The 26,293-nt window shown below is 42.2% G+C and carries 22 protein-coding genes, 4 tRNA genes and 1 pseudogene; 16 read left to right on the plus strand and 11 right to left on the minus strand.

The window, feature by feature from the left end; genetic code table 11:
* Positions 1-359: 359 nt before the first annotated feature.
* The 8 genes from ABD769_RS22595 to ABD769_RS22630 form a co-directional block, all read right to left on the minus strand.
* Positions 360-1,841, minus strand: coding sequence for a peptide MFS transporter (locus ABD769_RS22595; RefSeq protein WP_344853626.1), 1,482 nt, complete (start codon positions 1,839-1,841; stop codon positions 360-362).
* 64 nt (positions 1,842-1,905) lie between these two features.
* A complete protein-coding gene (locus tag ABD769_RS22600; RefSeq protein ID WP_344853627.1) occupies positions 1,906-3,540 on the minus strand; it encodes a peptide MFS transporter in 1,635 nt (544 codons plus the stop codon).
* A gap of 42 nt (positions 3,541-3,582) precedes the next feature.
* Entirely contained in the window at positions 3,583-5,244 is a 1,662-nt protein-coding gene (locus ABD769_RS22605; RefSeq protein ID WP_344853628.1) for a peptide MFS transporter, read from the minus strand.
* Positions 5,245-5,344: 100 nt separating this feature from the next.
* On the minus strand, positions 5,345-6,241 hold the full coding sequence (locus tag ABD769_RS22610; RefSeq protein WP_344853629.1) for a hypothetical protein: 897 nt from the start codon (positions 6,239-6,241) through the stop codon (positions 5,345-5,347).
* A 29-nt stretch (positions 6,242-6,270) separates the two neighbouring features.
* Positions 6,271-7,446 carry an acetyl-CoA C-acyltransferase gene (locus ABD769_RS22615; protein ID WP_344853630.1) on the minus strand — a complete coding sequence of 392 codons (1,176 nt, stop codon included), beginning with the start codon at positions 7,444-7,446 and terminating at the stop codon, positions 6,271-6,273.
* Between the two features lie 535 nt (positions 7,447-7,981).
* The gene (locus ABD769_RS22620; RefSeq protein WP_344853631.1) at positions 7,982-8,149 is read right to left on the minus strand and encodes a type II toxin-antitoxin system antitoxin; all 168 of its coding nucleotides are present in this window, start codon (positions 8,147-8,149) and stop codon (positions 7,982-7,984) included.
* Between the two features lie 2 nt (positions 8,150-8,151).
* Positions 8,152-8,673, minus strand: coding sequence for a hypothetical protein (locus ABD769_RS22625; RefSeq protein ID WP_344853632.1), 522 nt, complete (start codon positions 8,671-8,673; stop codon positions 8,152-8,154).
* Between the two features lie 3 nt (positions 8,674-8,676).
* Positions 8,677-9,534, minus strand: coding sequence for an SPFH domain-containing protein (locus ABD769_RS22630; protein ID WP_344853633.1), 858 nt, complete (start codon positions 9,532-9,534; stop codon positions 8,677-8,679).
* Positions 9,535-9,724: 190 nt separating this feature from the next.
* Here ABD769_RS22630 and ABD769_RS22635 point away from each other — a divergent pair, with 190 nt between their 5' ends.
* From ABD769_RS22635 to ABD769_RS25035, 14 genes and pseudogenes are all read left to right on the plus strand, one after another.
* Entirely contained in the window at positions 9,725-11,731 is a 2,007-nt protein-coding gene (locus tag ABD769_RS22635) for an HD family phosphohydrolase (protein WP_344853745.1), read from the plus strand.
* Positions 11,732-11,813: 82 nt separating this feature from the next.
* A tRNA-Ser gene (locus ABD769_RS22640) sits at positions 11,814-11,900 on the plus strand.
* Positions 11,901-11,995: 95 nt separating this feature from the next.
* Positions 11,996-12,069 (plus strand) — tRNA-Pro (locus ABD769_RS22645).
* Positions 12,070-12,122: 53 nt separating this feature from the next.
* Positions 12,123-12,196: transfer RNA gene (locus tag ABD769_RS22650), tRNA-Pro, on the plus strand.
* A 53-nt stretch (positions 12,197-12,249) separates the two neighbouring features.
* A tRNA-Pro gene (locus ABD769_RS22655) sits at positions 12,250-12,323 on the plus strand.
* A gap of 265 nt (positions 12,324-12,588) precedes the next feature.
* Positions 12,589-13,836 carry a site-specific integrase gene (locus ABD769_RS22660; RefSeq protein WP_344853634.1) on the plus strand — a complete coding sequence of 416 codons (1,248 nt, stop codon included), beginning with the start codon at positions 12,589-12,591 and terminating at the stop codon, positions 13,834-13,836.
* A 118-nt stretch (positions 13,837-13,954) separates the two neighbouring features.
* Positions 13,955-14,227 carry a helix-turn-helix domain-containing protein gene (locus ABD769_RS22665; RefSeq protein ID WP_230150493.1) on the plus strand — a complete coding sequence of 91 codons (273 nt, stop codon included), beginning with the start codon at positions 13,955-13,957 and terminating at the stop codon, positions 14,225-14,227.
* 108 nt (positions 14,228-14,335) lie between these two features.
* Complete coding sequence (locus ABD769_RS22670; RefSeq protein ID WP_230150491.1) at positions 14,336-14,485, plus strand: hypothetical protein; 150 nt, start codon at positions 14,336-14,338, stop codon at positions 14,483-14,485.
* A gap of 138 nt (positions 14,486-14,623) precedes the next feature.
* Positions 14,624-15,034 carry a mobilization protein gene (locus ABD769_RS22675; RefSeq protein ID WP_344853638.1) on the plus strand — a complete coding sequence of 137 codons (411 nt, stop codon included), beginning with the start codon at positions 14,624-14,626 and terminating at the stop codon, positions 15,032-15,034.
* A complete protein-coding gene (locus tag ABD769_RS22680; protein ID WP_344853639.1) occupies positions 15,016-16,266 on the plus strand; it encodes a relaxase/mobilization nuclease domain-containing protein in 1,251 nt (416 codons plus the stop codon). The genes ABD769_RS22675 and ABD769_RS22680 overlap by 19 nt, the downstream gene beginning before the upstream one ends.
* Positions 16,263-18,290, plus strand: coding sequence for a conjugal transfer protein MobC (gene mobC, locus ABD769_RS22685; protein WP_344853640.1), 2,028 nt, complete (start codon positions 16,263-16,265; stop codon positions 18,288-18,290). Before ABD769_RS22680 ends, mobC begins: the two co-directional genes overlap by 4 nt.
* A gap of 184 nt (positions 18,291-18,474) precedes the next feature.
* Positions 18,475-19,353 carry a sigma-70 family RNA polymerase sigma factor gene (locus ABD769_RS22690; RefSeq protein WP_344853641.1) on the plus strand — a complete coding sequence of 293 codons (879 nt, stop codon included), beginning with the start codon at positions 18,475-18,477 and terminating at the stop codon, positions 19,351-19,353.
* Positions 19,354-19,740: 387 nt separating this feature from the next.
* Entirely contained in the window at positions 19,741-20,706 is a 966-nt protein-coding gene (locus tag ABD769_RS22695) for an NAD-dependent epimerase/dehydratase family protein (RefSeq protein ID WP_344853642.1), read from the plus strand.
* Between the two features lie 435 nt (positions 20,707-21,141).
* Positions 21,142-21,288 (plus strand): annotated as a pseudogene (locus tag ABD769_RS25035) (toxin-antitoxin system HicB family antitoxin); the annotation flags it as partial.
* Here the strand turns inward: ABD769_RS25035 and ABD769_RS22700 are convergent.
* From ABD769_RS22700 to ABD769_RS22710, 3 genes are all read right to left on the minus strand, one after another.
* Positions 21,278-21,877, minus strand: a complete 600-nt coding sequence (locus tag ABD769_RS22700) for a hypothetical protein (RefSeq protein ID WP_344853643.1) — start codon at positions 21,875-21,877, stop codon at positions 21,278-21,280. The pseudogene ABD769_RS25035 and the gene ABD769_RS22700 sit on opposite strands and share 11 nt — an antisense overlap.
* A 64-nt stretch (positions 21,878-21,941) precedes the next feature.
* Positions 21,942-24,341: a UvrD-helicase domain-containing protein gene (locus ABD769_RS22705; RefSeq protein ID WP_344853644.1), complete on the minus strand. Its 2,400-nt coding sequence runs from the start codon at positions 24,339-24,341 to the stop codon at positions 21,942-21,944.
* A 288-nt stretch (positions 24,342-24,629) separates the two neighbouring features.
* Positions 24,630-24,815, minus strand: a complete 186-nt coding sequence (locus ABD769_RS22710; RefSeq protein WP_344853645.1) for a hypothetical protein — start codon at positions 24,813-24,815, stop codon at positions 24,630-24,632.
* Between the two features lie 177 nt (positions 24,816-24,992).
* Here ABD769_RS22710 and ABD769_RS22715 point away from each other — a divergent pair, with 177 nt between their 5' ends.
* Together ABD769_RS22715 and ABD769_RS22720 are read left to right on the plus strand one after the other, a co-directional pair.
* Complete coding sequence (locus tag ABD769_RS22715; protein ID WP_147229789.1) at positions 24,993-25,187, plus strand: cold shock domain-containing protein; 195 nt, start codon at positions 24,993-24,995, stop codon at positions 25,185-25,187.
* 499 nt (positions 25,188-25,686) lie between these two features.
* A complete protein-coding gene (locus ABD769_RS22720) occupies positions 25,687-26,154 on the plus strand; it encodes an Lrp/AsnC family transcriptional regulator (protein ID WP_344853646.1) in 468 nt (155 codons plus the stop codon).
* Positions 26,155-26,293: the final 139 nt, after the last annotated feature.

Consider the following 26,293-nt stretch of genomic DNA (forward strand, 5'->3'; position numbering starts at 1 on the left):
TTAGGCATAAAAACCTTGACGACTTTTTAATGTGCCGCTACCGCTTTAGGTAATCTGATTAATAATTAAGCAAATTAGATATTTGTTATCCTAAAATTAAATATCAAAACAAATCTAAAGGACGATTCTATTAAGATCTGCGCAGAATTAGAATTTAAGGCACTGAACCATTGTACCTAAACCCGATCGTAGTGTAAAGCCCGCAGACCGAAGCATGAGGGCAAGGACTTGTAACGAAGAGCGGGACAGCAGGCCTCCAAGAATTACTGTCCGCACATTTTCTAATAGTCATCCTAAACTCATGTTTCTGGATCTTTTTAATAGATTTCTCCACTGCGGTCCAAATGACGGATCTGTTCTTACCTCACTTCCTGCATTAAGCGCCTTACCAGTTGCGAAAAAATAATGAGTGCCAAGCCTGCAATTAAGGAGTACAAGGCCAGGGCTTTATAACCTTCGGTATAGGCCATCAATTTGGTGGTTAACGAGGCGTGATCAATACTCGACATTTCTGCACCGAGTTTACCTGCAGCCAATTGTCCGAAAGCGCTCGATAAAAACCAGAGCCCCATCATCATCCCGAACATTTTCTTAGGTGATAGTTTGGTAATAATCGACATCCCGATCGGACCTAAGCAAAGCTCGCCAAGCGTTAACAACAAATAGGCAAACGTAAATACATTTAGCGAACTAATTCCCTGTGCATTGGCAAAGAACCTGGTGGCATAAAAAACGTAAAAACTTAAGGCCAGTAATAGGAAACCGATTCCAAATTTTACAACTGTGTTCGGTTCTATTTTACGTTTGTAGAGGCCTAACCATAAAATACCTACAATGGGACTAAAAACGATCACAAAAAATGAATTTGCGCTATTGTTAACCACATTGGGATCAATATTGAGGAATAGAATTTTATGGTCGAGGTTATCTTTAGCAAACAGGGACAATGAACCACCGCTTTGTTCGGATATGGCCATAAAAATGAAATAACAGAAAATGAATACAAAGGCTGCGAGCAATTTATATTGTGCTGTTTTATCTTTTATGCTAAACGTTTCGTACAGGAAATAAATCATAGCAATAATACCGATGGTGTACATGAAATAATCGGTAAAGGCCGTATTTTTTACCATGATGTAAATCAATGGGATACATACAATAGAACCTGCATACACCGCGATTTCTGATAATTGCTGTTTTGATTTTTTGAGGTGCAGCAGTGGAGAATTTCCTATCGGACCCAGGTATTTTTTAGTAAAAATAAAGGTACCTAAACCAAACATCATTACCAGGGCAGCAGATAAGAAACATAAATGCCAGTTATAATATTTACCCAGATAAATACACATGGCGCCGCCCAAAAGGCCTCCAACGTTAATGCCAGCGTAAAAAAGTCCGTAGCCAGCATCTCTTCTGTTATCTTTTTCATGGTAAAGTTCGCCAACCATTGAAGATACATTGGGTTTGAAGAAACCTGTACCGATAATTGATAGGGTAATGCCTGCATAAAAGAGATCGTGAGGCGAGAATGCCAAAACAAGATTACCGATAATCATGAGCGAACCGCCCCAAAAAAGCGATTTCCTGAAACCTAAGATTTTATCGGCGAAAATGCCGCCAATAAATGTGAAAGCATACACAAAAGCTTGTATAGCACCATATTGCAGGTTCGATTTTTGATCGCTCAAACCCAGCTGATCTACCATAAAAAAGGCCAGTACACCCCGCATACCATAAAAACAGAAACGTTCCCACATTTCTACCAGCGATAAGTGCCAGAGTTGCTTCGGGTATTTTCCTTCAAAATTCTGGATCTCTTCTATTGAAACTGTTTTTTCCATTAAAATAGGTTTAAAAATTAAAAGCCCGATCGGAGCCGGGCTTTCTATATGGTTGTGTTTTAAATTAGTCCAGAATATCCTGGTGCATCATTTTTTGCAGTTTTTTGGTAATTGCAAATAAGATAAGCGACGCAATGCCGGCCATTACCACAAACATCATAAAAAACTCGTACAACGAATTAATCTGGATGCCTAAAATAGATTGATATTCGAAAGGAATTTTTAAATCTTTCAGTTTTGCCAGTTCTGCAGCACTTGGTGTAACCGTTTTAGATAAAATTGGTTGAAGGTTAATACCTGCATCAGCAGCCTGTTTAATTTCTGCTGTTCCCGGAGGATATAAACTACTTAAAATTCCGGCAAATTTGTTGGCAGCAGCATTGGCTAAAAACCAAACCGCCATTAACAGCGAACCGAATTTTAACGGTGCCAGTTTATTTACCAAAGATAAACCGATAGGAGACAGGCAAAGCTCGCCACACGTATGCAAGGCGTACATCCCGATTAACCACATCATGCTTACTTTGACTGACGATGATACATCTTTAACGCCAAAAGCAATCCATAAATAACCTAAAGCAAGTAAGAATAAACCTAATGCCATTTTAGTTGGCGATGATGGTTCATTCTTACCTAATTTAATCCATAGCCAGGCAAAAATAGGTGCAAATGTTACTACAAAAATAGAATTTAACGAAGCAAAAATACTTGCAGGCACGGTAATAAAGCCTAAATCTCGTTGTGTTTGTTCTGCTGCGAAGAAAGTTAGAGAAGCACCAGCCTGTTCAAAGGCACTCCAGAAAAAGATAACGAAAAAGGCAACGATAAAAATTACACCAATACGTTGTTTTTCGATAATACTCAACGATTTATTGGAGAAGATAATAAAAGCAATAAACAGTACCGAAGCTACCAATAAATAGGTTAAAAAACTGAATACTTTTGCATCAATATAAAATAAACCAATCATTAATGCAGAAAAAGCTGCCAGACCAAAACCAATAACCAGTGGGTTTAATGCCGCTTTAGGTGTCCCTGCCGGAACAACGCCTAACTCTTTACCATCAGGTGCTACCACATATTTTTTCTGAAATAAGATTTGTACCAGAACGCCTAAAAGCATGGCTACACCTCCTGCAAAAAATGCCCATTTAAAATCTAACGGATTTCCGGTATCGCCTAGAAAACCACAAACGATAGGGCCTAATGCACCACCAACATTTATACCCATATAAAAAATGGTATAAGCCGCATCGCTTCTTTTATCGCCTTTTGGGTATAACTGACCAACCAGCGAAGAAATATTTGGTTTAAAAAAACCATTTCCGGCAATCATAAAGCCAAGACCTGTAAAAAACAGAAAGGCCGACAGAGATGGATTACTGTGGAACAGTGTTGCGCAGAAGAAAAGTACAAACTCACCAAGAGCCATCATCAATCCACCGGTGATAATCGATTTTTTATTCCCCCAGTAGCGGTCGGCAATGTAGCCACCAATTAGCGGTGTTAAGTAAACTAAGCCGGTATAACTACCATAAAGGTTAGAAGCAAAAGCTTTATCAAATAACAGGGCTTTGGTCATAAACAGCACAAGGATTGCCCGCATGCCGTAATAGTTGAAACGCTCCCACATTTCTGTGGCAAATAACACGTATAAACCCTTGGGATGGCCTTTAGATTGATTTGGTATTGATGTCATATTCAGTATTTTAGTTTGTTTGTTGTTGAATGTGATAAAATTTTATTTAATGCCGTATGCTTTCATGATGTTATTTAACCATTTTAACAACACCAGGCCAATTACTGCCGAAGCCATTAGCAGCGAGAAGTTTACCCAAAAGAAATTGGATTTGTCTTCGTAAGTATCCCATAGTGTAGCCAGTACGCCAGAAAGTTTATTGCCGATTGAGGTAGATACAAACCAGCCGCCCATCATTAAAGAGGTGATCCTAACCGGGCTTAGTTTTGATACCAATGATAAACCCATCGGACTTAAAAAGAGTTCGCCAATGGTAATGATACCGTAAGTCCCCATCAGCCAGAGTACAGAAACTTTTTCGGATCCGTTTTTACCGATATAAACAGCTGTAATCATCACCAGGACAGAAATTGCGGATATGAATATGCCGAATATGATTTTACTTGCCGTGCTCGGTTCTTTGCCTCTGCTGCGTAGCCAGGTAAAAAAGGCAACAACCAATGGCGTTAACAGGATTACCCATGCCGGATTAATGGATTGGCTTAAATTTGTAGCCCATAATTCTACCCCTTCGCCTTCCTTTGGCAATTCTGCCGCGGGTACATTTTTAAAATAAACAGGATAATTGTATTCTTTTTGCACTACACCATCTACTTTTTGCAAACGGAAAGCATGATCGTAAAGTGCCACGCTGTCTTTTTTGTAAACTAAATTTTGTGACAGGCTTAAGTTTGAAAAAGTGTTTTTTGCGGTAGGATTGGTGAGGCTCCGGTCGGTATAGCGGTCGGCCCAGGTGGTTAAGGCGGTACCGTTTTGTTTAAATACTGCCCAGAATAATATTACGACTACAAAAATGGTTAACAAAGCTGCAATTGGCCGTTTTTCTTCTTTACTGGCTTTAAAAAATAACGTGCTGTAGAAATAAATTACCGGAAAACAGGCAAATATAAAAGCATCGGTACTGGTAGAGCCTACTAATGGGTGACCAATTAATTTTGTTGGCAACACCCAGCCGATAACACCTGCAATTACAGAGGGTAGGAGAATGAGTAAGCAAATTTTAAGGAAAGGCATATCACCATCAACCATTCCTTTTTTAATATCGAAAGCCCGGTAATGCTTTAGTCCCGTAATAAAAACTGCTACCCCAATAAACATGCCCACGCCGGCGGCGAAAAATGCATATTCCCAGCCCAACATAATATAGAGGGCCGCGCCAAAAAAGTTGCATATAAACGCACCGACGTTAATACCCATGTAGAAAATATTATAACCGTCATCTTTTTTAGCCTGATACTCAGGGGTTGAATAAATATTGCCCAATAAAGTAGAAATATTGGGTTTAAAAAAGCCATTTCCCAAAATAACAAGGGTCATGGCCAGGTAAAGTATAGGCAAACTGTGCACCCCCATTAAACAATAACCTACACCCATCATGAGGCCGCCAATAATGATCGATTTGGCATAACCGAGGTATCTGTCAGCTAATAAGCCACCTAAAAATGGTGTTAAAAATACCAGGGCGATAAATGTTCCGTACAAATCAGCCGATTCTGCCTCAGTCATGGCAAAACCTGCTTTTACATCCTTTAAATAAAGCGTAAAAATGCCGATCATTAAATAGTAACCAAAACGTTCCCACATTTCTGATAAAAAAAGGAATTTTAAGCCTTTAGGATGTTTAGTTTGGTTTGTTGCGGGCATTTAGGAAAAGTTTTTAGGGCGCAATATAGCGAGTGGAGGCCATTCTGGCAAATTTTTAAACCATATGGCAGGTAAATGATTTGTTAAGCCTGGTTAAAAATCAGAACTTTCTGATGGGTTTTACATTTTTTTTGGGGTCTGCATAAAGCTCGTCGTTTGCGTTCGGATCGTTGTTAAGTATCAGTTCTTCCTGGAGTTTTAATTTACCGCCAATAATTTTGAAACCGTCAAAAGTTCCGTCCGATCCATAATATTCGAACCTTCCTTTTATTTCAGGATCAAAAGATGCCAGGTGGTCGAATATAATCATGCCTGCCTTCATATCCGTTTTCAAGGTCATGGCATTCGATTTTGCATATTCGAATATTACCCTGTTCTTTCCCTTTAGTTCTTTTCCGTCAAAAACTGGCGCACCCAAAGTGAGGGTTTCCTTATCAAACGAAAGGATTTCGATCACTTTTTTAGTGGTTGCCTGTGTATTGCCTTTCCAGCCTAAAAGCACATAATAAGGCAACCGGTTTCCACTCGTTACCGGAATTATTTCATAATACCTCGCTCCAAACCATTTCTGGTTATTGGTGATGATATTAGGATCGTTCAGGTTTTCCGTCTGATCGATGAGCGGAAACAATTTTAACGGACCGCTTTTGGTATTCATCTGGATGGCGCCATAATAGCGGTAAGAGCCATTTTCTAATTGAACATACCAGCTCAAAATCCTGAAAGCCTGATCAGGAGATTTAATTACCGATACATTTTTTAGCGAATCGAATGGGAATGAAAAAGAATTTGGCATTTTTAGTGCCTCTACCAGGGTTTTTACAAACCTGCTATTGAGTTCCGTTTTTTGAGCATCGCTTTGCGCGGCAACAGTATTTGCCGATATTTTGATCAGCGTATCCTGAAAAACAGCCAGTTTGCTGGCAACCTGCTGCGCTTTCAGGTTAAAGCTCAGCAGGGCCAGAATTAAAAAAATATTGAACTTGAAAAACTTCATGCGTATCTAAGATAGCTAAAACTTCCAGATTATAACTTTTCGATCACTAATGCACTGGCACCACCACCACCGTTACAAATACCGGCAACACCAATTTTTCCATCGTTCTGTGCCAGTACTGAAAGCAGGGTAACTACTATTCTTGCGCCCGATGCACCCAGCGGGTGACCTAAAGAAACTGCGCCACCATTAACATTTACCTGGTTTTCGTTTAAATTTAATAATTGGTTGTTTGCTAACGATACTACAGAAAAAGCTTCGTTAATTTCGAAAAAATCGACATCCTTAATGTTTACATTTGCTTTGTGTAAAGCTAGCGGAATGGCTTTTGAAGGTGCTGTGGTAAACCATTCTGGTGCCTGTTGTGCGTCGGCATAACCCAAAATTTTCGCCAATGGTGTTAAACCCAGTTCTTTTGCTTTATCAGCACTCATTAAAACCAGGGCTGCTGCACCATCATTTAAGGTAGAAGCATTTGCCGCGGTTACCGTTCCATCTTTTTTGAAAACAGGTTTTAACGAAGGGATTTTATCAAATTTAACTGCTGTAGGTTCATCGTCGGTATCAACCAAGGTGATTTCACCTTTACGGTCTTTTACCTCTACCGCTACAATTTCGCCGGCAAATTTGCCCGAAGTTTGTGCAGCTTGTGCTCGTTTGTAAGATTCTATGGCGAAATGATCCTGTGCCTCGCGACTGATGTTACATTCTGTAGCACAAAGTTCGGCTGCAGAGCCCATGTGGTAATCATTATAAACATCCCAAAGTCCATCTTTTACCAGTCCATCAGTTAACTGTCCGTGGCCTAAACGGTAACCATTTCTGGCTTTATCAAGGTAATAGGGGATATTGCTCATGCTTTCCATACCACCAGCCACAATAATATCATTGTCGCCATTGGCAATACTCTGCGCGGCAAGCATAATGGCTTTAGTGCCTGATGCGCATACTTTATTAATGGTAGTTGCAGGTAAATCAGGTAAACCGGCGGCTTTTGCAGCTTGTGTGGCTGGTGCCTGACCTAAATTGGCCGATAACACATTGCCCATATATACTTCCTGAATCTGTTCTGGTTTTAAGCCGGCTTTTTCGATGGCGGCCCTGATAGCGAAGCCACCAAGCTGAGTAGCAGAAAATTGGGCCAATGAGCCTCCAAAACTTCCAATAGGGGTTCTTACAGCTGATACAATTACAACTTCTTTCATGTACAAAATTTTTTATGAATTTTTGGTTAGGCCGCTAAGTTAATTAAACCGCTCATGTTTCCAAAACCTGCAGGCTTTAAAATAACGTACTGCAAATGATTTTAGCACCTTCTGATCATAATAAATTTTAAGGTTCTATGTAAACCTATGAGGTTTGTTAAATAGGAAATATTTTTTGGGAGAACGCTTGCGCTCGTTTCCAAACGAGTGCATAAATAGCTATACGATTCTATCGTGGTAAATGTAAAATTATTCAACGCTCGTTAGGAACGAGCGTCAGCGCGGTGGTCAATTTTTTTTGGAAATGCTTGGTTCGGTGTTTATGGCAGGCCTGTGGGTTTTGCGTTAGAGATTGTAAGGGTTCAGTACCGGTTCTTCATCGGTACCGGAGCGCAGCGCAGCCCTGCAAAGCCCGCCCCCTGGGGAACGCCCATATTATTTGCAATTTACAATTTGCAGTTGACCAGTGCTTTGACCTTTGAAAGTTCAAAAAATCCAGTTGAATGTTGCATATCTGCATCTACTATCTTTTAGTCTATTGCTCTTTCGCCTTACCTTTTTTCCTGGATTTTAAAGCCTGGGTAAGCAGAAACTCAATCTGCCCGTTGGTACTGCGAAACTCGTCTGCTGCCCAGGTTTCTACTTCTTTTAATAAAGCAGGACTAATTCTTAATACAAAAGCTTTTTTATCTTTCTCCGCCATTCTTATTGTATTGCTTGTATATTATACCTCGTTTTTAAATTTAGGAGGAACATTTCCAGCTCTTCTATTTTATTGGAACTGAACAAAAGTTTTTTTCCATTTTTAAATTCCAGTTGCAAGCCCCTGTTTTTATCGTTTAAAATGAAAGCCTTATCTTTAAGTTTAAACCATAAACGCGTTTTAACACCGTAACCGCCGTATTCAGAAAATGCATCATATTTGCGGATGTATGCTTTTTCAATGCTCATCCAGCTGAAATAACTGGGTTTAAAATGAAAAGGGAAATACCGGTAGGATAAGCCATCCGCATTTATTTTCAGTGTGAGCTTGCTTTGCTGAATCAAAAAAATAATTAAAAAAGGAAGAAACACAGCTAATACAGGTGCAAAGTACATTCTTTTTAATTCTGCCAAACCTGGTCCGTCTTTCTGGAAAATCAGTATAGCCAGTGTTGGGAATATTGTTACCCCCGTTACGAGGTATAACCACCAGATTTTTAAGCCTTGTTTCTCCTCAAACTCCATCGCTTAATTATATAAGGTACCGGTATTTACCACAGGTTGTACATGGCGGTCGCCACAAAGTACCACCAGTAAATTACTTACCATGGCTGCTTTGCGTTCTTCATCCAGTTCTACAATGCCTTTTTGTGATAGTTTCTCTAAAGCCATTTCTACCATGCCTACGGCGCCTTCTACAATTAATTTACGGGCTGCAATTACAGCTGTGGCCTGCTGACGCTGTAACATGGCGCTGGCAATTTCGGGCGCATAAGCCAAATGCGAAATCCTTGCTTCTAAAACTTCAATCCCTGCTCTTGATAAACGTTCGTTCAGTTCGTTTTCCAGTAATTCGCTTACTTTTTCGGCGCCATCTTTTAGCGTAATACTGGTTTCCTCGCCTTCGGCATGATCGTAGGGGAAAATGTTGGCTAAATGCCTTACCGCGGCTTCGCTCTGGATATTTACATACTGCATGTAATTTTCTACCGAGAAAACTGCTTTGGCCGTTTCGTTTACTTTCCATACCACTACCGCGGCAATTTCGATCGGGTTACCCAATTTATCGTTTACTTTTAACTGCTGCCCGTTAAGGTTATTTGCTTTTAACGATAACCTTCTTTTGGCGGTTAAGGGGTTTACCCAGAAAAATCCATCAGCTTTTACCGTGCCCAGGTATTTCCCGAATAAGGTTAATACCATTGATTGGTTGGGATTGATGATTAAAAAGCCCGGGAAAATTAAAAATATATCCACAGCCAGTAAAATCCCTCCCCATAAAAAGATTTCTGAAACAAAACATAAAATTGAAGCCACCAATAAAGCAATGCTTATGGCGAAAGTTAAATACCCAGACGGTGGGCTGATGATTTTTTCCTGATACATAATTGATATTAATTTGATATCATAAAGTAAAATATAAAATCTGGTAATTGCAAACAAAATCCCTGAAATGTATATTAGATAAAAATGTTATTTTTGACAATACAATAATTATATCGTTTTGGCCAAAATCAAGAGAAATTCCCATAAAATCCTTTACCGGAAATATTCATCAAACCTGAAGTATGTAATGATGATATTTACCGTTTTCATTATTACGCTGTTCCTTCCGAAACAACCGAGATTCAGGTATGAATTTGAAAAAAATGCAGTCTGGAAAAATAAGGATCTGATTTCTCCTTTCAGTTTTGCGATTTTAAAAACGAACCCGCAGGTAAGTGCCGACAAAAAGAATGCGTTAAAAGATATTTTGCCGGTTTACCAACTCGACAGGGGGATTACCGCAACAGCATTGGATGAATTTGGAAACGAATTTGATATTAAGTGGAAATCGAAGCAGCTTGATGAAAAAGAAAAGGAAGCTTATAAAGCTGCTGCCTACCGTTTGCTGCAGAATATTTACCAGAAAGGAATTATCGGATTAAATGTAAAACACCAGGCAGGCGGGAAAAATTACGATTTCTCTCTGCTGGAAAATAATGTGGCACAGGAAAAAAATACACAGGATGTTTTTACAGCCGAAACGGCACTTAACTTTTTTAAAGAAAATTTTAAAGCGCCCAACCCGGTAATGGGCGATTTGGTGGCCAACCTGGCCATTGATCATATTACGCCGAATATTGTATTTGATGAGCGTTTAACGCAAACCATACAGGATAATACCATCAATAATATTTCGACCACTAAGGGGATGGTACAAAAAGGGGAGTTGATTGTAGCCAAGAACGATGTAATTGATGAAGAAATTTACCAGAAACTCGAATCGTACAAGGCTACTTACGATGCACAAACCAAAACCATTGGCAGCAGGGCGCTTGTTTACCTCGGTCAGGTGGTGTTGGTGGGGTTCATCCTGACCATATTAATGTCGTTCCTTTTTCTTTTCAGAAAAGATATTTTTGCCGATAACCGTCAGCTTTCTCTTATATTAATTGTAACCACCGGGATGTTGCTGGCCTTAACCTGGGCCATTAAAATGGAAATCCCGAGTTTATATTACATTCCGTTTTGTGTAGTGCCGATTATCATCAGGATTTTATTTGATACGCGTTTGGCACTTTACCTGCACATGCTGGTGATTTTGATCGCCGGGTTTTTTGTAGCCAACAGTTTCGAATTTGTTTTTTATCAGGTTACCGCCGGTATGGTAGCCATATTCAGTATCAAAAACTTTGTTAAACGCGAAAGGTTTTTGGTTTCGGCTTTATTTATATTGCTGGCTTACTTTGTCTCTTTCGTGGGGATTGCCTTGCTGCGCGAAGGATCTTTCCGGGAAATTGAGTGGATTAATTTTATTCCTTTTGTTTTCAGCGTACTCTTGTCGCTTTTGGCTTATCCGTTAATTTACCTTTTCGAGCGGATTTTTGGTATTACCTCAGATGTAGCATTGATTGAATTAACCAATACCAATAATAAATTGTTACGTGAGCTTGCCTTTAAAGCACCAGGAACGTTTCAGCATTCGTTACAGGTGGCTAACCTTGCGGAGGCAGCCATATTTAAAATAGGCGGTAATTCTGTACTGGTAAGGGCAGGAGCATTATATCATGATATCGGTAAAGTTGATAATCCGCAATATTTTATCGAAAACCAGAATACCGCTGTAAGTCCGCACGATAAATTGCCTTACGAGCAAAGTGCACAGATTATTATTCAGCACGTACATAAAGGAATCGAGATTTTAAGGAAAAACCAGATTCCGGAAGCCATTATCGATTTCATCAGAACGCATCATGGAAATACCCGGGTGGATTATTTTTATCAGTCGTTTTTGAAAAATTCTCCCGAAAAATTTGTTGATGAAAACATTTTCCGCTACCCGGGACCGATCCCTTTTAGTAAAGAAACCGGGGTGTTAATGCTGGCAGATTCGGTCGAAGCTGCCTCAAGAAGTCTGAAAAATCCCGATGCGCAGAACATAAATGACCTGGTTGAACGCATAATTAACTACAAATTGGAACAAAATCAGCTTGATGATTGCGATTTAACGTTAAAAGATATTGAAACTATCAAATTGATATTCAAGACGATGCTGATGAGTATCTATCATGTGCGCATAGATTATCAACAATTATCATAATTTTTTTTTGCAGAATAACTTGTTTTACTATATTTGCAGACCTCAAAACAACGCCGGTAGGGCGAAAAAGAAGAGGTTGAAAGGAGAGGTGCCTGAGTGGCCGAAAGGAACAGTTTGCTAAACTGTCGTACTGGTAACGGTACCGCGGGTTCGAATCCCGCCCTCTCCGCAGAAATAAAAATAAATGTAAATAAAAACGGAATTATCAATTTAAAACCGTCAATTTGCAATCCCTCCGAAAGAGGAAAAAGAAGATACCAAGTTCGGGATGTAGCGTAGCCCGGTATCGCGCCTGCTTTGGGAGCAGGAGGTCGTAGGTTCGAATCCTGCCATCCCGACAAAAAGTTTATCCCCTTTTAAAATAGGATTAAAAAAAGATCGATACCAAGTTCGGGATGTAGCGTAGCCCGGTATCGCGCCTGCTTTGGGAGCAGGAGGTCGTAGGTTCGAATCCTGCCATCCCGACAAAAAGTTTATCCCCTTTTAAAACAGGATAAAAAAAAGATCGATACCAAGTTCGGGATGTAGCGTAGCCCGGTATCGCGCCTGCTTTGGGAGCAGGAGGTCGTAGGTTCGAATCCTGCCATCCCGACAAAAACAGGATGCATAATCCGTCAAAAACCCTCTAAATCAATTGATTAGAGGGTTTTTTGTTTTTATTCCATATCAGTTTGGTGCTAGAAATATCAACCTATTTAGCACCTATTTCAGCACCAAAATCTTATTTCTATCATTGTAAATTTTTGAGTCGCATATTTTTTTCAATCACTAAAAATTATTTTGCACCATTTTGCTATCACTTGATTTTTACTGTTTTTCAGGTGCTAGAATAGGTGCTAAGCTTAGGAGGAAATTTTATGAAATCTCAGCACACTTTTGCCCTCTCATTCTATTTAAAGCGGGAAAATGAGCTAAATGGCAAAGCTCCAATTTATGCGAAAATTACAGTCGATGGTAAGTACCTCCGGCTGGCGCTAAAGAGGTCTGTCGAACCGAAATTTTGGAACCAGCGGACACAAAGGCTTCTGGGTAACACGCCCGAAATTATTTTATTAAGGGAGAAGCTCAGGCAGGTGACAAATGAAATTAATGGTGCTTATGATGAATTGCGGTATCAGAAGAAAGCAATCACTGCTCAGGCGATCAAATCGAAGGTCGAAGGGCAAGAAGAAGGGAAAACCCTCATGTACCTGATCAAATATCATTATGAACATCAGGGCTCTTTACTTGCTCAGGGAACAATTAAGAATTATTATTCAACTGAACGCTTTTTGAAAGAATTTCTTAAACGGAAAAAGCTGACCGATATCCAGCTTACAGCGCTGGACTTTCGTTTTATTACCGAATTTGCTGTATACTTAAGAAAAAAGGAACCGGACAGGGCACAGCGTCCGTGTACGAACAATACCGTAATGAAACATATGGAAAGGCTTCAGAAGCTTACCGGTCTCGCTTTAAAATTTGGCTGGATAATTACAGATCCATTTCTTAACTATCAGCGGCATATCATCAAGAAAGATAGGGAGTGTCTCGACATGGATGAAATTTCGGCTTTATGGTCACTGGAAATTGAAGATAATTCGATAATGCTTGTGAAGGAAATGTTTCTGTTCAGTTGCTACACTGGGCTTTCTTATAATGAAATCAGTAGGCTAACCAATGATTTTATCAAAAGGGAAAGTGATGGAAGCCTGTGGATTGAAATGATCAGGCAGAAAACGCTCAATACTAGTGAATTGAAGTTCCATGTGCCAATCCTCCCTGAAGCGCTCGGGCTTATTGAGAAGTATGAGCATTCGGCAGAATCTTTATTTAAGGGAACAATTTTTCCCAGCCCCACCAATCAGTATATGAATCGCTGCCTGAAAATCATATCCAGGTTGGCTGGCATAAGTAAATGTTTAACCTTTCACGTTGCGCGGCATAGCTTTGCCACGACCATAACCCTAGAAAATGGTGTGTCAATAGAAAGTGTCGCACATATGTTAGGGCACAGTAGTACCAGGACAACCCAGATTTATTCAAAGGTGAAAAAAAAGAAGGTCGCAAGTGAAATGAATCTGGTGAAACTTAAATTACATCCTGTTATCAGAAAGGTAGTTTGAAGAACTGAATCGGTTATCAATTAAACAATACGATAAAATACTAGGTAAGTGACCTTAATATCCCTTGTTGAATATTGCTATTTTTTGAACTTTATCCTTCGAACAACAGGGGATATTTATGGGAACATTAGAATTTATTACAAAGGAGGATCTTGAACAATTCAAACAAGAACTTTTTGCAGAGTTGCGTAGGCCCACATTTAAACCACCAACCGGTAAGGATAAGCAAAAACCCTTTATTAAAAGTTATGAGGTCAGACAACTATTAGGGATTTCGCCAGGAACCCTTCTGCAACTTAGAAAAAATGGTCAAATTAAGTTCAGTAGGATTGGTGGATTGATGTATTACAAATACGAAGATATTGAGGCTATGATGGAAAGACGAGCATAAGCAAAGAACAACCTTTTGGCATAGGACTGGAAGTGTACAAACTGCCCAAATATAATGTTGGGTGGTGACCTTGTTAGACCAGGAGTGGACTAGTTGAAAATAAGCAGCATGGAAAAGACAAAGGAGATTACCGATGCCCATCAGTTTTACTGCCCTAAACGAAAACGGCAGGGATCTAAAATAGGCATGCGCCTAAGGATAAGAAAACTGCTACAATCATTTCCATCTGTTAAAGAGAACAATAAAGAAGGAGTTTAACACTAGCCTAAATGGAAGGATTCTGCCCACGCGTGTGCGCAGCAAGATGGATTTTTGTAGACAAAAATATCTTGCCATCCTTACGGCTGGGGAACCGCGGCGGGACTTGCGGTTCCAAAATTGATCCATTTTTTTATTATGGCCAGAGCTAAACAGAGGGACACTGAAAAACTTTTGAAACATGTGCTGCGGATCAGGATTGATGAGAAGACCTTCAAACGGCTGGAGAAACTGGTGGCAACAAGTGATTGCCGGAACCCTTGCGCTGCCGCAAGGAAAATCATTACCGGGGAGCGTATCAATGTCTTCTATAGGAATGATGAAATGGGGGAAGTGATGGAAGAACTGGCCATGATCAGAAAGGAAATCCGCTCTATCGGGATCAACATCAACCAGCAGACCCATTTCTTCAATGCCAGCGACAAGCTAAGCCAAAAGTGGTTCTATGTTAACCGAACCCTGGAGCTGTACAAACCGATAAACGAAAAGACTGAGAGACTGCTTGAAATCGTGAACCAACTTGCCATACAATGGTTGCAAAAATCGTAAGCGGTAAAAAAGTAGCTGGTATTGTCCATTATAATGAGGATAAGGTTGATCAGCGCCATGCCCAGCTACTTATGGCTAGCGGTTTTGCTGCAGAAATCAAATCACTTACACTGAACATGAAAATCAACCGTTTCAGGCAGTTGACCAGACTTAATGCGGCCACAAAGACCAATGCCATACACATCAGCCTGAATTTCCATCATAAGGACAGACTGGATTCCACCAGACTCTCTGCCATTGCCAGGCAGTACATGGAAGGTATCGGTTTTGGTAACCAGCCCTATCTGGTTTATCAGCACCTGGATGTTCATCATCCGCATCTGCATATCGTTTCCACCAATATCCAGCGGGACGGCTCCAGGATCGATGTCCATGGGATCGGGTACAGGCTGTCGGAACCGGTAAGGAAGCAGATCGAGCGGGAACACGCTTTAACCGTTGCTGAAGGAAGGTCGGAAAAACAGCAGATTGAAAAGATCATGGTGCCAAAGCAGCTGGATTATGGACAGAAAGCTACAAAAAAGTCGCTTTCCAAACTTATCCGGGCAGTGAGAGAGCATTATGTTTATGGGAGTTTACCGGAGTTGAACGCAATACTGAAAACCTTTAATGCCATTGCTGTGCCTGGAACAGCAGGGTCTAGAATGGAGCAGAACAAGGGGCTTTTGTATTCGGTGCTGGATGAAAATGGCAAGCCAATCGGCGTACCGATAAAAGCCAGCGCTTTAAGCGGGCAACCCATCCTGCGTAATCTGGAGAAGGACTTTGTCCAGAAGCAGGAATTAAAACCCGGGTTAAAACCTGGTCTTAAGGCCAAAATTGAACTTGCGTTAAACAGCAGGGTCAGCTCACTTGAGGGATTTAAAAAGGTACTGTCCCGACATAATATCGACCTGGTAATTGCCAGATCAAAAGAGGGAAGGGTTTTTGGTTTGAGTTATATCGATCACGAAAGCAAAATAATGATCAAGGGATCTGAGCTGGGTAAGTCCTATGTCGCTATCGGTTTAGTGGCAAGATTTGGCCGGGCTCAAAAAATACTTGTTAGGGACAACAATGGCCAAAGCGCAATCTCTTTGCACCATGCTGAACAATTTGCAGCCGGGAAAGGACAGGGATTAATGCCAGACCTTAACTTCTTATTGGAACCCGGCGAGGGACAGGCTATTCCAACAGTAAGCAAGCGGAAGAAAAAGAAAAAACGCAGCCAGGAAAGGGGACAACAGCGATGAATACAGGCGAAGATACCGGAGCGCTAAGAAAGATCATTGACCTTACGCGGCTGATCAGCCTGGTCATACTTGGACTGCATTTTTACAATTTCTGTTATGAATTCTTCCGGATGGTGGGGTTTTATGCAGCCCTGACAGACAGGATTCTATCGCGTGTTTTTATGGCCAGGCTTTTTCATGGTTTTTTTATCGCAAAGATAGCTGCCCTGGTTTTTCTCATTATTTCACTGTTGGGCGTAAAAGGTAGTAAAGATGAGAAAGTTAAGCTTAAACCGCTTATCCGGAATTTTACTGCAGGACTGGTGCTTTATTTCATGGCAATTGCTTTTTTATTCGTGGTGAAAGGCCCTGTTATAAAAACACTGCTATATATTGGGATAAGCATTAGCGGATATCTGTTGATGCTGGGAAATGGCGTAAAGATCAGCAGGATCGTAAAAGACAGCCTGCAGACCGATGTTTTCAACCGGGACAGTGAAAGCTTTCCGCAGGAAGAACGTTTGCTGGAAAACGAGTATTCGGTCAATCTGCCCGCCCAATATAGCCATAAAGGAAAGATAAAAAAGAGCTGGATCAACCTGATCAACATGTTCCGGGGACTTTTGGTGGTTGGAACGCCCGGGGCCGGAAAGAGTTATTTTGTGATCCGGCACGTTATTTCGCAGCACATCCGGAAAGGCTTTTCTATGTTTATTTACGATTTCAAGTACGACGACCTCAGCCGCATTGCCTGGAATATGCTTAAGGATTATGCCGTAAATTATAGGGTAAGGCCAACATTTTGGGTGATCAATTTTGACAGGCCGTTGCACCGCTGTAATCCACTTGACCCGAAAGCCATGGAGGATGTTACCGATGCTACCGAGGCCAGCCGTACCATTATGCTGGGGCTAAACAGGGAGTGGGTGAAGAAACAGGGGGATTTTTTTGTGGAGAGCCCGATCAACTTCCTGACCTCGATTATCTGGTATCTGAGAAGATATAAAGATGGCATTTATTGTACGCTCCCACATGTGATTGAACTGATGCAGGCCGAATACGATCAGCTTTTTACCCTTCTTAGCAAACAGGAAGAGATCAAGGTGCTGATCAATCCTTTTATTTCGGCCTGGAGAAACCAGGCAGTCGCACAGCTGGAAGGACAGATCGCAGGGGCGAAGATTGCCCTGGCCAGGTTGTCCAGCCCGCAGTTATATTATGTGCTGAGCGGTAATGATTTCACGCTGGACCTGAACAATCCCAAGGAGCCTAAGATCATCTGTGTGGGCAATAACCCCCAAAAGGTGCAGATATACGGGGCGGTATTATCGCTGTATGTTTCGCGCATGATCAAACTGGTGAACCAGAAAGGTAAGCTAAAGAGCAGCCTGATTTTTGATGAGTTCCCTACCATCTATTTTTCAGGTATGGATAGCCTGATTGCCACAGCCAGGAGCAATAAGGTTGCCACCACACTGGCTATACAGGATTTCAGCCAGCTCAAGAAAGATTATGGGGCAGAACAGGCCGATGTGATTACCGGGATCGTGGGCAATATCATCTCCGGGCAGGTAACAGGCGATACCGCCAAAAAACTCAGCGAGACCTTTGGCAAGACCATGCAGGACCGCCAGAGCAAAAGTATCAACAGTTCGGATGTATCGATCAGTAAGTCCTCCCAGCTTGAAATGGCTATTCCAGCATCGAGAATTTCTTCACTTTCTTCTGGGGAATTTGTGGGCATTGTAGCCGATAACCCTGAGGAAAAAATATCCCTCAAGATGTTCCACTGTGAAATTATGAACGATCATGCTGCAATAGCTAAGGAAGAGGAAACTTTTGAAGATATTCCAACAGGTAAAGGAGCCAGTGAAGAGGAGATAAGGGCGAATTATGAGCGCATAAAGTCAGAAGTGGCGATGATCGTAGTGGCTGAGGGACAGGTGGAGGAAGCTGGAGAAAAGTCTGGAGGGAAAAATAAGAAGGATAAGCGAAAGAAAAAGGCTAATGGTACCCAAACTGTGTCCCAGAGCCTGTCGACTTAAAAATCTTGGAGGTATTTTTATTTGCCGGGAAGAATCATGGGATGTTCCTGGCAGAATTTGATTCTATCTAGAAGCAGTTAAACAGCCCGATTTACTTTTCTATAAGCTTTACTGTAACAGCTCGGGAGAACTTTTCAACTTTATGCCGACCAAACTGAGCCCCATCGGGCGAGCAAGATAATTTATGAGCAAGAACCCCGGCATGAAGTCGCTTCGCATCGAAGTTTCCTATACCACCCGTGATTACCGTTCCCTTAACCTGTACTTTAACGACCTGGCCAAGATCGGACTATTGGGTGAAGAGGAAGAAGTGCTGCTCTGTAAACGCATCAGGGAAGGAGACAGCTCTGCTATTGAGCGGCTGGTAAAAGGGAATCTGCGTTTTGTGGTTTCCTGCGCAAAGAAATATGAACATATGGGACTCCCTATCTGTGACCTGATCAATGAGGGAAACCTGGGGCTGATTACGGCAGCGAAAAAATTTGATGAAACCCTTGGTTTTAAGTTTATCTCTTACGCGGTGTTCTGGATCCGTCAGGCCATGCTGCTGGCTTTGGGTGAATGCGCGCGTATGGTCCGTTTACCAATGAACCAGGTACGCAACATTACAGTGGCACACCAGCTGATGGGTGAACTGGAGCAAAAGCTCGAAAGGCCGGCCACTACCCAGGAACTTGCTGATCGCGTCGGGATTCCACAGCACCAGATGGCAGAGCAGTTACTCGCTGACCGTATGCCACTTTCGATCTATCAGCCCCACGGGCAAGAGCTGGGCGAACGATCGGTCGGGGATATCATTGCCGATGAAAATATCCCGGCTTCAGACCATCTTTTGGCACTTTCCGATATTAAAGAAATCACTGAACTGCTGCTTTCCAGATTAACAAAAAAGGAACGTACCGTCATCGAAGGGCTTTATGGGATCGGCCAGGCCATGGACTGCAGTTATGAAGTAATGGCCGGCAGGATCAGCCTGACTGCCGAACGGATCAAGCAGATTGAGAAGGTGGCCATCGGCAAATTAAAAACCATGGTGAGGGAAAGGGGAATGCCGGATGTTTAGCCCGAGACCACAATCCTGGCAGATGCTGATCCCGCCCATACTGCTGCTGCTAGGCTGGGCGATATTGCTTTACCATAAAGGGCCGTTTTTCTGGCGGGAGGGACGGTCTTCCAGAGTGATATCGTTAAAATCATTATTTGCCCGGTGGAGACTTGGGCTGGATATTTTAAGGTTAAAGGCATTATATCTCATCCAAAGGCTTAATTGCCCATTTAAGAAGTTCAAATACTAACCACATATACAATGAACAATGACCTGCTCCTTCACGGAAGCTTAATCCTGATCCTGGTAATATGCGCAGGGCTGATCCTGCGAAAAAGCCAGTTAATGAATAAACGGACAGATAAAAGCGATGATGAGGACATGCATTGGTTATAATAAAACAAGATGAACAAAACAAAGATACTCGTGATCGGTGCCTGCGGGCAGATCGGCGCAGAGCTGACCGAAGCGCTGCGGCAGAAATATGGACGTTATCAGGTACTGGCGGCCGATATCAGGGACAAGAGCCAGGCGGGTGTGGATAATTATCCTTATGTCAAACTGGATGTGATGAATAAAGCACAGCTGCTGATGTTATGCAGGGAAGAAAACATCACGCAGGTTTACCTTTTAGCTGCGGTGCTGTCTGCCACAGGGGAGCAGGAACCGGCGCTGGCATGGCAGCTGAATGTGGACGGCCTGCTGAACACGTTGGATGTGGCGGTGAAGTGTGAAATGGAAAAAGTATTCTGGCCGAGCAGTATTGCGGTGTTTGGACCTGATGCGCCCAAGCAGCATAGTCCGCAGGCCAATGCCAGTAGTCCTTCAACCGTTTATGGGATCAGTAAAGCAGCGGGAGAATATTGGTGCCGGTATTACCACGAAAAACATGGGCTTGATGTACGCAGTTTACGCTATCCCGGACTGATCAGCTATAAATCGCCTCCCGGTGGTGGAACAACGGATTATGCAGTGGATATTTTCCATAAGGCAGTTTCTGATCAGCGTTACCTATGTTTTTTGAAACCGGGGACCATGCTACCGATGATGTATATGCCGGACGCGATCCGGGCGACACTGGAATTAATGAATGCACCGTCCGAAAAACTGCGAATCAGGACTTCGTACAATCTCTCGGCGATGAGTTTTACCCCTGAAGAGCTGGGGCAGGAAATAGGAAAACATATCAAAGATTTCAAGCTGGATTATCTTCCGGATTTCCGCCAACAGATTGCAGACAGCTGGCCGGATTCGATCGATGATTATGATGCGCGTGTGGACTGGGCATGGCAGGCTGAATTTGGATTGAGAGAAATGGTGGGAGATATGCTGAGCAACGTTGGCAGTAAAGATTTACTATCTAAGGCTTAGTATTTTATTTTTTTTGACCCGGTTTTGGCCTGGAAGATCAGGACTGTGTTTATGATGTGGCGGTATGTTGCTATCGGATTAGTTATTTTATCTATGCCGAATCTATCTTTTGTTTTTACGCCTGTTTAACCTGGTCAAAAAGAATATTATGAAGGCCATTTGATCCGGCGAGTGATTGAACAGTTAAAGGCCATTGGCCACTTGAAAAATGAATGACATCTTGAGTTATAAAAATTATTACGCGTCGGTGCATTATAGCAGTGTCGATGAAGTTTTCTTTGGAAAGATGCTGGCAATCAACGACCTGGTAACTTTCGAGGGGGATTCGGTGAAAGTACTAAAAATTGCTTTCGAAGAGGCAGTAGGGGATTATCTGGAAACCTGTGCTGAGGTCGGCAAGGTTCCCGATAAGACCTATAGAGGAAGCTCAATGTCAGGGTTTCAGCCGATCTTCATAAACAGGCAGCGCTTTTTGCTGACGTGCACAATCTTACGCTGAATGACTTTGTAAAAAAGGCACTCGCTTTTACCCTGGCACACAAGGAATCGACAGATTTCAGTACCCGTAATGTTAATTATTGAACCTGTCATTTTTCACCTTTGCCCGGAATTTCCCCTTGCCGGTATAGACAATGGTATCGCCAAGCTCATTGCGCTCCATAGCCTTAAAATCGATGTATCCGTATAAACTGTCGCCGACTTTGTAGCCGGGCATGTCGAGGGTAAGTTGCTGGTGGATGACCCAGTGCTGTGGTTTATCCAACTTGCCCTGATATACTACATCTGAATACTTATACCCTTCAGTATTGAAGCGTTTGTTCTGATAGCTGATATCAAACCCCCATCCACCTAGAAGCCCACGCAGCCCGATGTCGATGTGCAGCGTATCCGATTTGGAGAAATAAGCAGTGCAGGTATTGTAGCTTGAATTTAGGGAATCCTGCCTGTTATGTTTTTCCCCCATCAGAAATGAGACCATGCTGCTTCGTTTTAGCGTGGAGTCCTGGCCGGGAAAGGTCATTAATTCCTTTTTTGTATCCATTAGCGCAAAAATGCTGTCTTTTGGCAAGTTGTGATTTATGGTGGCAACATCCCATTGCTGGGTACGAGGGCTTTTGCAGCAGACAAATAAGGATATGGTAAGAAAGATGGAGCGTATTAATCTGATCATTCGGTTTTTAGGATAGGATGCAGACGGCTAATGGTTTCCATAAAACCCTTATCTCTTCGATGCTTTACATCTCCTGGAGGATTTCGATTTCATGATCTGATTTTAGTTCCCGGACAAACTTGCTCGGGTTCCGCTTATTGTACATCAGGTAAACCTTGTGACGTGCCCTTGTCATGGCCACATAAAAAAGTCTCCGTTCTTCTGCATTATCATAACTGCCGCTGTCCTCCAGCAGGTAGTCCAGTACGGGATCATCGGCAATTTCTGAAGGGAATCCAAAGATTCCGGAATCAAGTCCCAAGAGGATCGCGTAATCGCAGGTCAGCCCTTTACTGCCGTGCGCGGTATGAAAGGAAATGCGCAAATTTGGGTGCATTTTTTTGAGTTCGGCAAGGTCGGTCGGTATGTTGTGGTTGTATCTTCCGATCAGGAATATGTTCGCTTTTTGGCTTATGCCGCTAAGAAGCTGGTTGATCCTGTCAAATAAATAAAGATCGATTTCTGCTTTTTTCATTCTGCGTAAATCGACGGGAACCAGTGCGAAGGCAGGAAAACTCGCATCAAAGGGAGAGGATAGTTTCTTTCTGAGCTGGATGGGGTTTTTCTGGATGAAGGTGCTGCTCACCTGAAGGATTTCGGTGTTGAAGCGGTAAGTCTGCAAAATCTGGTTATGGGCAGTGGCACCGAAATGGTCGCTAAAACGGCCAATGATTGACACATCACTGCCATTGAAGCGGTAAACCGATTGCCAGTCATCGCCCACCGCATAGAGTTTGGCGGCAGGATTGGTTTTTTTCAGTGTATTAAGCAATGCATATCTCCCTTGCGACATGTCCTGAAACTCATCAACCAGGATATATTTATAGGTTTTTTGGTATTTGCCGTTTTCGATATAACTGGTCGCGTAGTTGACCATGTCATTGAAATCGATGCTACCGGTATCCCTTAACTTTTGTTCATAAGCGCGGAAGAGCGGGGTAAATACGTCAAGGAAGACCGAGAAACGCTGTTCCATATCTTCGGTTCTCAATTGACCGGGCGTAATCCCGCCGGACTTCATCAGGTTCAGGAAGGTGTAGATCAGTCCGATAAAGCCTTCAAAATTTTCGGTTTTTTTCAGCGTGGCGATAATCTCTTCCGGTTTTCTTTTCCTAAGCAATACACCAAAGGAGCTGAGTCGAGTTTTTAGGGATCGAAGCATTGAGCCATCATAGCTTTGGTAAGAATAGGTTTTGATGAGCCTGGTGCCATATTTTTCATGGATATGCTGTTTCCAGTTCATGCCATGATGGTAATATTCCCTTGCTGTTTGAAACGGCGGTTTTGTAGAAAACCAGTCTGGTACATCGCCGTTTCTGTCGATGCCGTAATGTTCGTGGTAAATGTCATATCCGGGAAGATAAAAGTCAGGGGCATAGTCCCTGAATTCCGCATTGCGGTCTTCGCGTTCCATAGGAAAGAGGGATTCGTATTCAAAATCGACCTGGTGCAGGTAAAGGAAATTCGCGATCTGGAGTTCTTCCATGCTTTTGACCTCGATGCCGTTCAGGCTGATGCAACGCTGGGACTGCTGGTGCATTTTGAATTCTGCGGCAGAATTGAACTCAAATTCATCCTTTACCGGACGGTTAAAGAAGGCCAGGAAATTGATAGCCCTGGACTGGAAATCCTCATCGGTTTTAAAAAGCAGATCAAAGCTCTGTTGAAGGAACGCTTTAGCTTTATAATCCTTTCCTTCAAAGGCAATCTGTTTGGGATGCGGGTTGCAGTGCCTGACCACCTGGTTGCCAAAAGAATTGAAAGTACGGAAGGTAACACGATCTACACCGGAATCCTTTCCGCAGAAACGAAGTGTGCGGTCAAACATTTCTTCCACCGCTGCATTGGTAAAAGATATTACGAGCAGTTCCTCGGGCGTCGCTAGTTTTTTATCCAACAGGTAGGCGATCTTGGCGCTGATCGTCGTTGTCTTTCCGGTGCCTGCGCCTGCGATGACGAGGTTATTGTCTTCCTCGCTGACCACTGCGCGCATCTGCTCATCCGACAGGGGATACTTTTCAAGTTTTGAAAAAAATGATCTGTAACGATCTGTTTCTGATTTGGTAAATGCCTGGTTATAGTCTGACCTGGTTTTTTCGATATTGCGGTGGAGACTGGCAAAACAGTCTACTATTTTAAATTCCTGCTCAGTTAAGTTATAGCTGGGGTAATCCTTTGGAATCCTGGATAAAAGGCCCGTATGCCGGGATTTTAACTGAAGGTAGTCGTAATTGGCGAAATACCTGCTGCCGGAAAAATAAGGATTGAATTCAACTGTGGCTTTTTCGATCTGGGGCAGGAGTACTATAAGTTCCTGTTTATTTTTTTGCACTTTCTTCCAACGCTCATATAGGTACCAGATGCCCAGGCTCAGGATAACAAGGATAACCTTGAGCAGAATGCTGGGGCCGCGCTGTTTGTTCATTAATGGGATACTGTTGTTGTGGGAGCTGATAATTAAACTGCAATGATAAGCAAAATGGATGATTAGGGGCAAATATTTAAGGTTTACAGTCCATTTTTATGCTTATTCTCTAAGGCTATAAATAAATTTTTACCGGGATGGTTGCCCTTCGTTGGTTTTGCAAGGGTTAGGTTTATCTCTTTTTCAGAAATATGAATGCCACAGAATATATTGCGAAACAGGTACTGTGCAAAAATGGTTCAGCGCGGCTCGAATTAGAAGGCAGGCTGAAGGAATTTTAGTTTGTTTTTATGACAGTTTTTTTCGGGGTGGTGCCTCCGGACTATCCAGAAATTCATCGGCACGCTGTTTAAGTTCTTCCACTTTTTCCATAGTGCGCTGATGTCGTGCTTTTATCTGGGCAGAGCGTTCTAAAAGCTCATCCATTTCCCTGGTCTCTTCCGACCGGATTTCATTGTCCTTTTGGTTCTCCATGATTTCAAATTAGTGAAAAAAACTTTTTTTTTAAATTAAGGCGCCCAAGGATATAACGGCCATGAAAGCCGATATGTTGTTTGCAATTATTTAACATCCAGTTATGACACTGATTGCTTTGGATATTTTAAACTATCTTAGGCTTGGAGAATAACCTTTACAGTAAGGTGAAAATTTATGGAACAGGGAAAAGTTAAAATGTATAACAGTGAAAAAGGTTTTGGCTTTATCACTCCGGATGCAAATTCAGAAGATTTATTCGTGCATGTGAGCGGACTGTTGGTCCGTGACCTCAGGGCGGGTGATATTGTGGAATACGATACCGAGCAGGGGAAAAAAGGATTGGTGGCTATCAATGTCAAAAAGATCTAACCTTAAATAATAGAAATAAAATCGGATCTGTCTGCGCTCATTATTTTTAATGGTAGTGCTGGCTCTGTAATTAAAAGAGTGGGCGGACAGGAGATAGTACGCTAAAAAAAAGGAGCCGGGCAAAGACCGGCTCCAACTAATTATAACTACTCTTATTAAACTAAAACCTGGCTGCTTCTACCCAGCCAAAATCTTTATCCGGGCTTTATGGCTACAGCCTTTCGGATTGTTGTCTGATGCAAATCTGCAGCGTTTTCGCTAGCAAAAAATATAGTCGTTGAGCTTTGGTAAAACGGGCGGATTTTGAATCATGTTTCAGAATAAAATTTTGTAGCTGACTATGTGTTTTAAGGTGATTGGAATTAAATTTTGCATAACCTGGTTTTACCTGGCAGAATAGCTAGATAGGATTTGCAAATGAGGGATGGAATGCAATATATTTGCTGCTCATTATAACGGATGAACATGTTTATTAATTTAACTAGCCAAATCAGCTATAATGGAATCCTATTATCCCGACCAGACGGACCTTGCCATATTAAAGCTCCTGCAGAAGGAAGCAAGACTGACCTATAACGAAATCGGCAGGCGCCTGCACAAAAGTAAATCACCAATTATCGAACGCATCAGAAGGCTCGAAAAACTCGGTTACATCCGGGGTTATGTTGCCTTGCTGGATTATGAACTGCTAAGGGACTGCATGATGGCTTATGTCCACATCCGCTTGTTGGATCATTCAGGAACGGCTTTAAAAGAGTTTCAATCTGCTGTATCTTCATATCCCGAGGTATTGGAGTGCTGTCATACTACGGGTGAAGATGATTTTATACTAAAGGTAGTGACCAGTAGCCTGCAGAGTTATAATGCTTTTTTGAGGCAAAAGCTGGACAGCTTGCCCAATATCGGGCAGGTGAGCTCTTCGATGGTGCTGGCGCAGTCGAAACATTCCACTGCGGTGCCGTTTTGATCTTTCAAAATCACAAACCATTTTTTGGTGTTTGATTTCTTTTTTTTTGCCTGGTTGAACCCGGATGCTGACGGAACGAAAGCGTTTCATTTGTTGGGCGCCGGTTGTGATGGTCGTCATTTCATGTGTTGGACTTTTT

The organism is Pedobacter jeongneungensis (assembly GCF_039538295.1).
GTDB lineage: Bacteria > Bacteroidota > Bacteroidia > Sphingobacteriales > Sphingobacteriaceae > Pedobacter > Pedobacter jeongneungensis.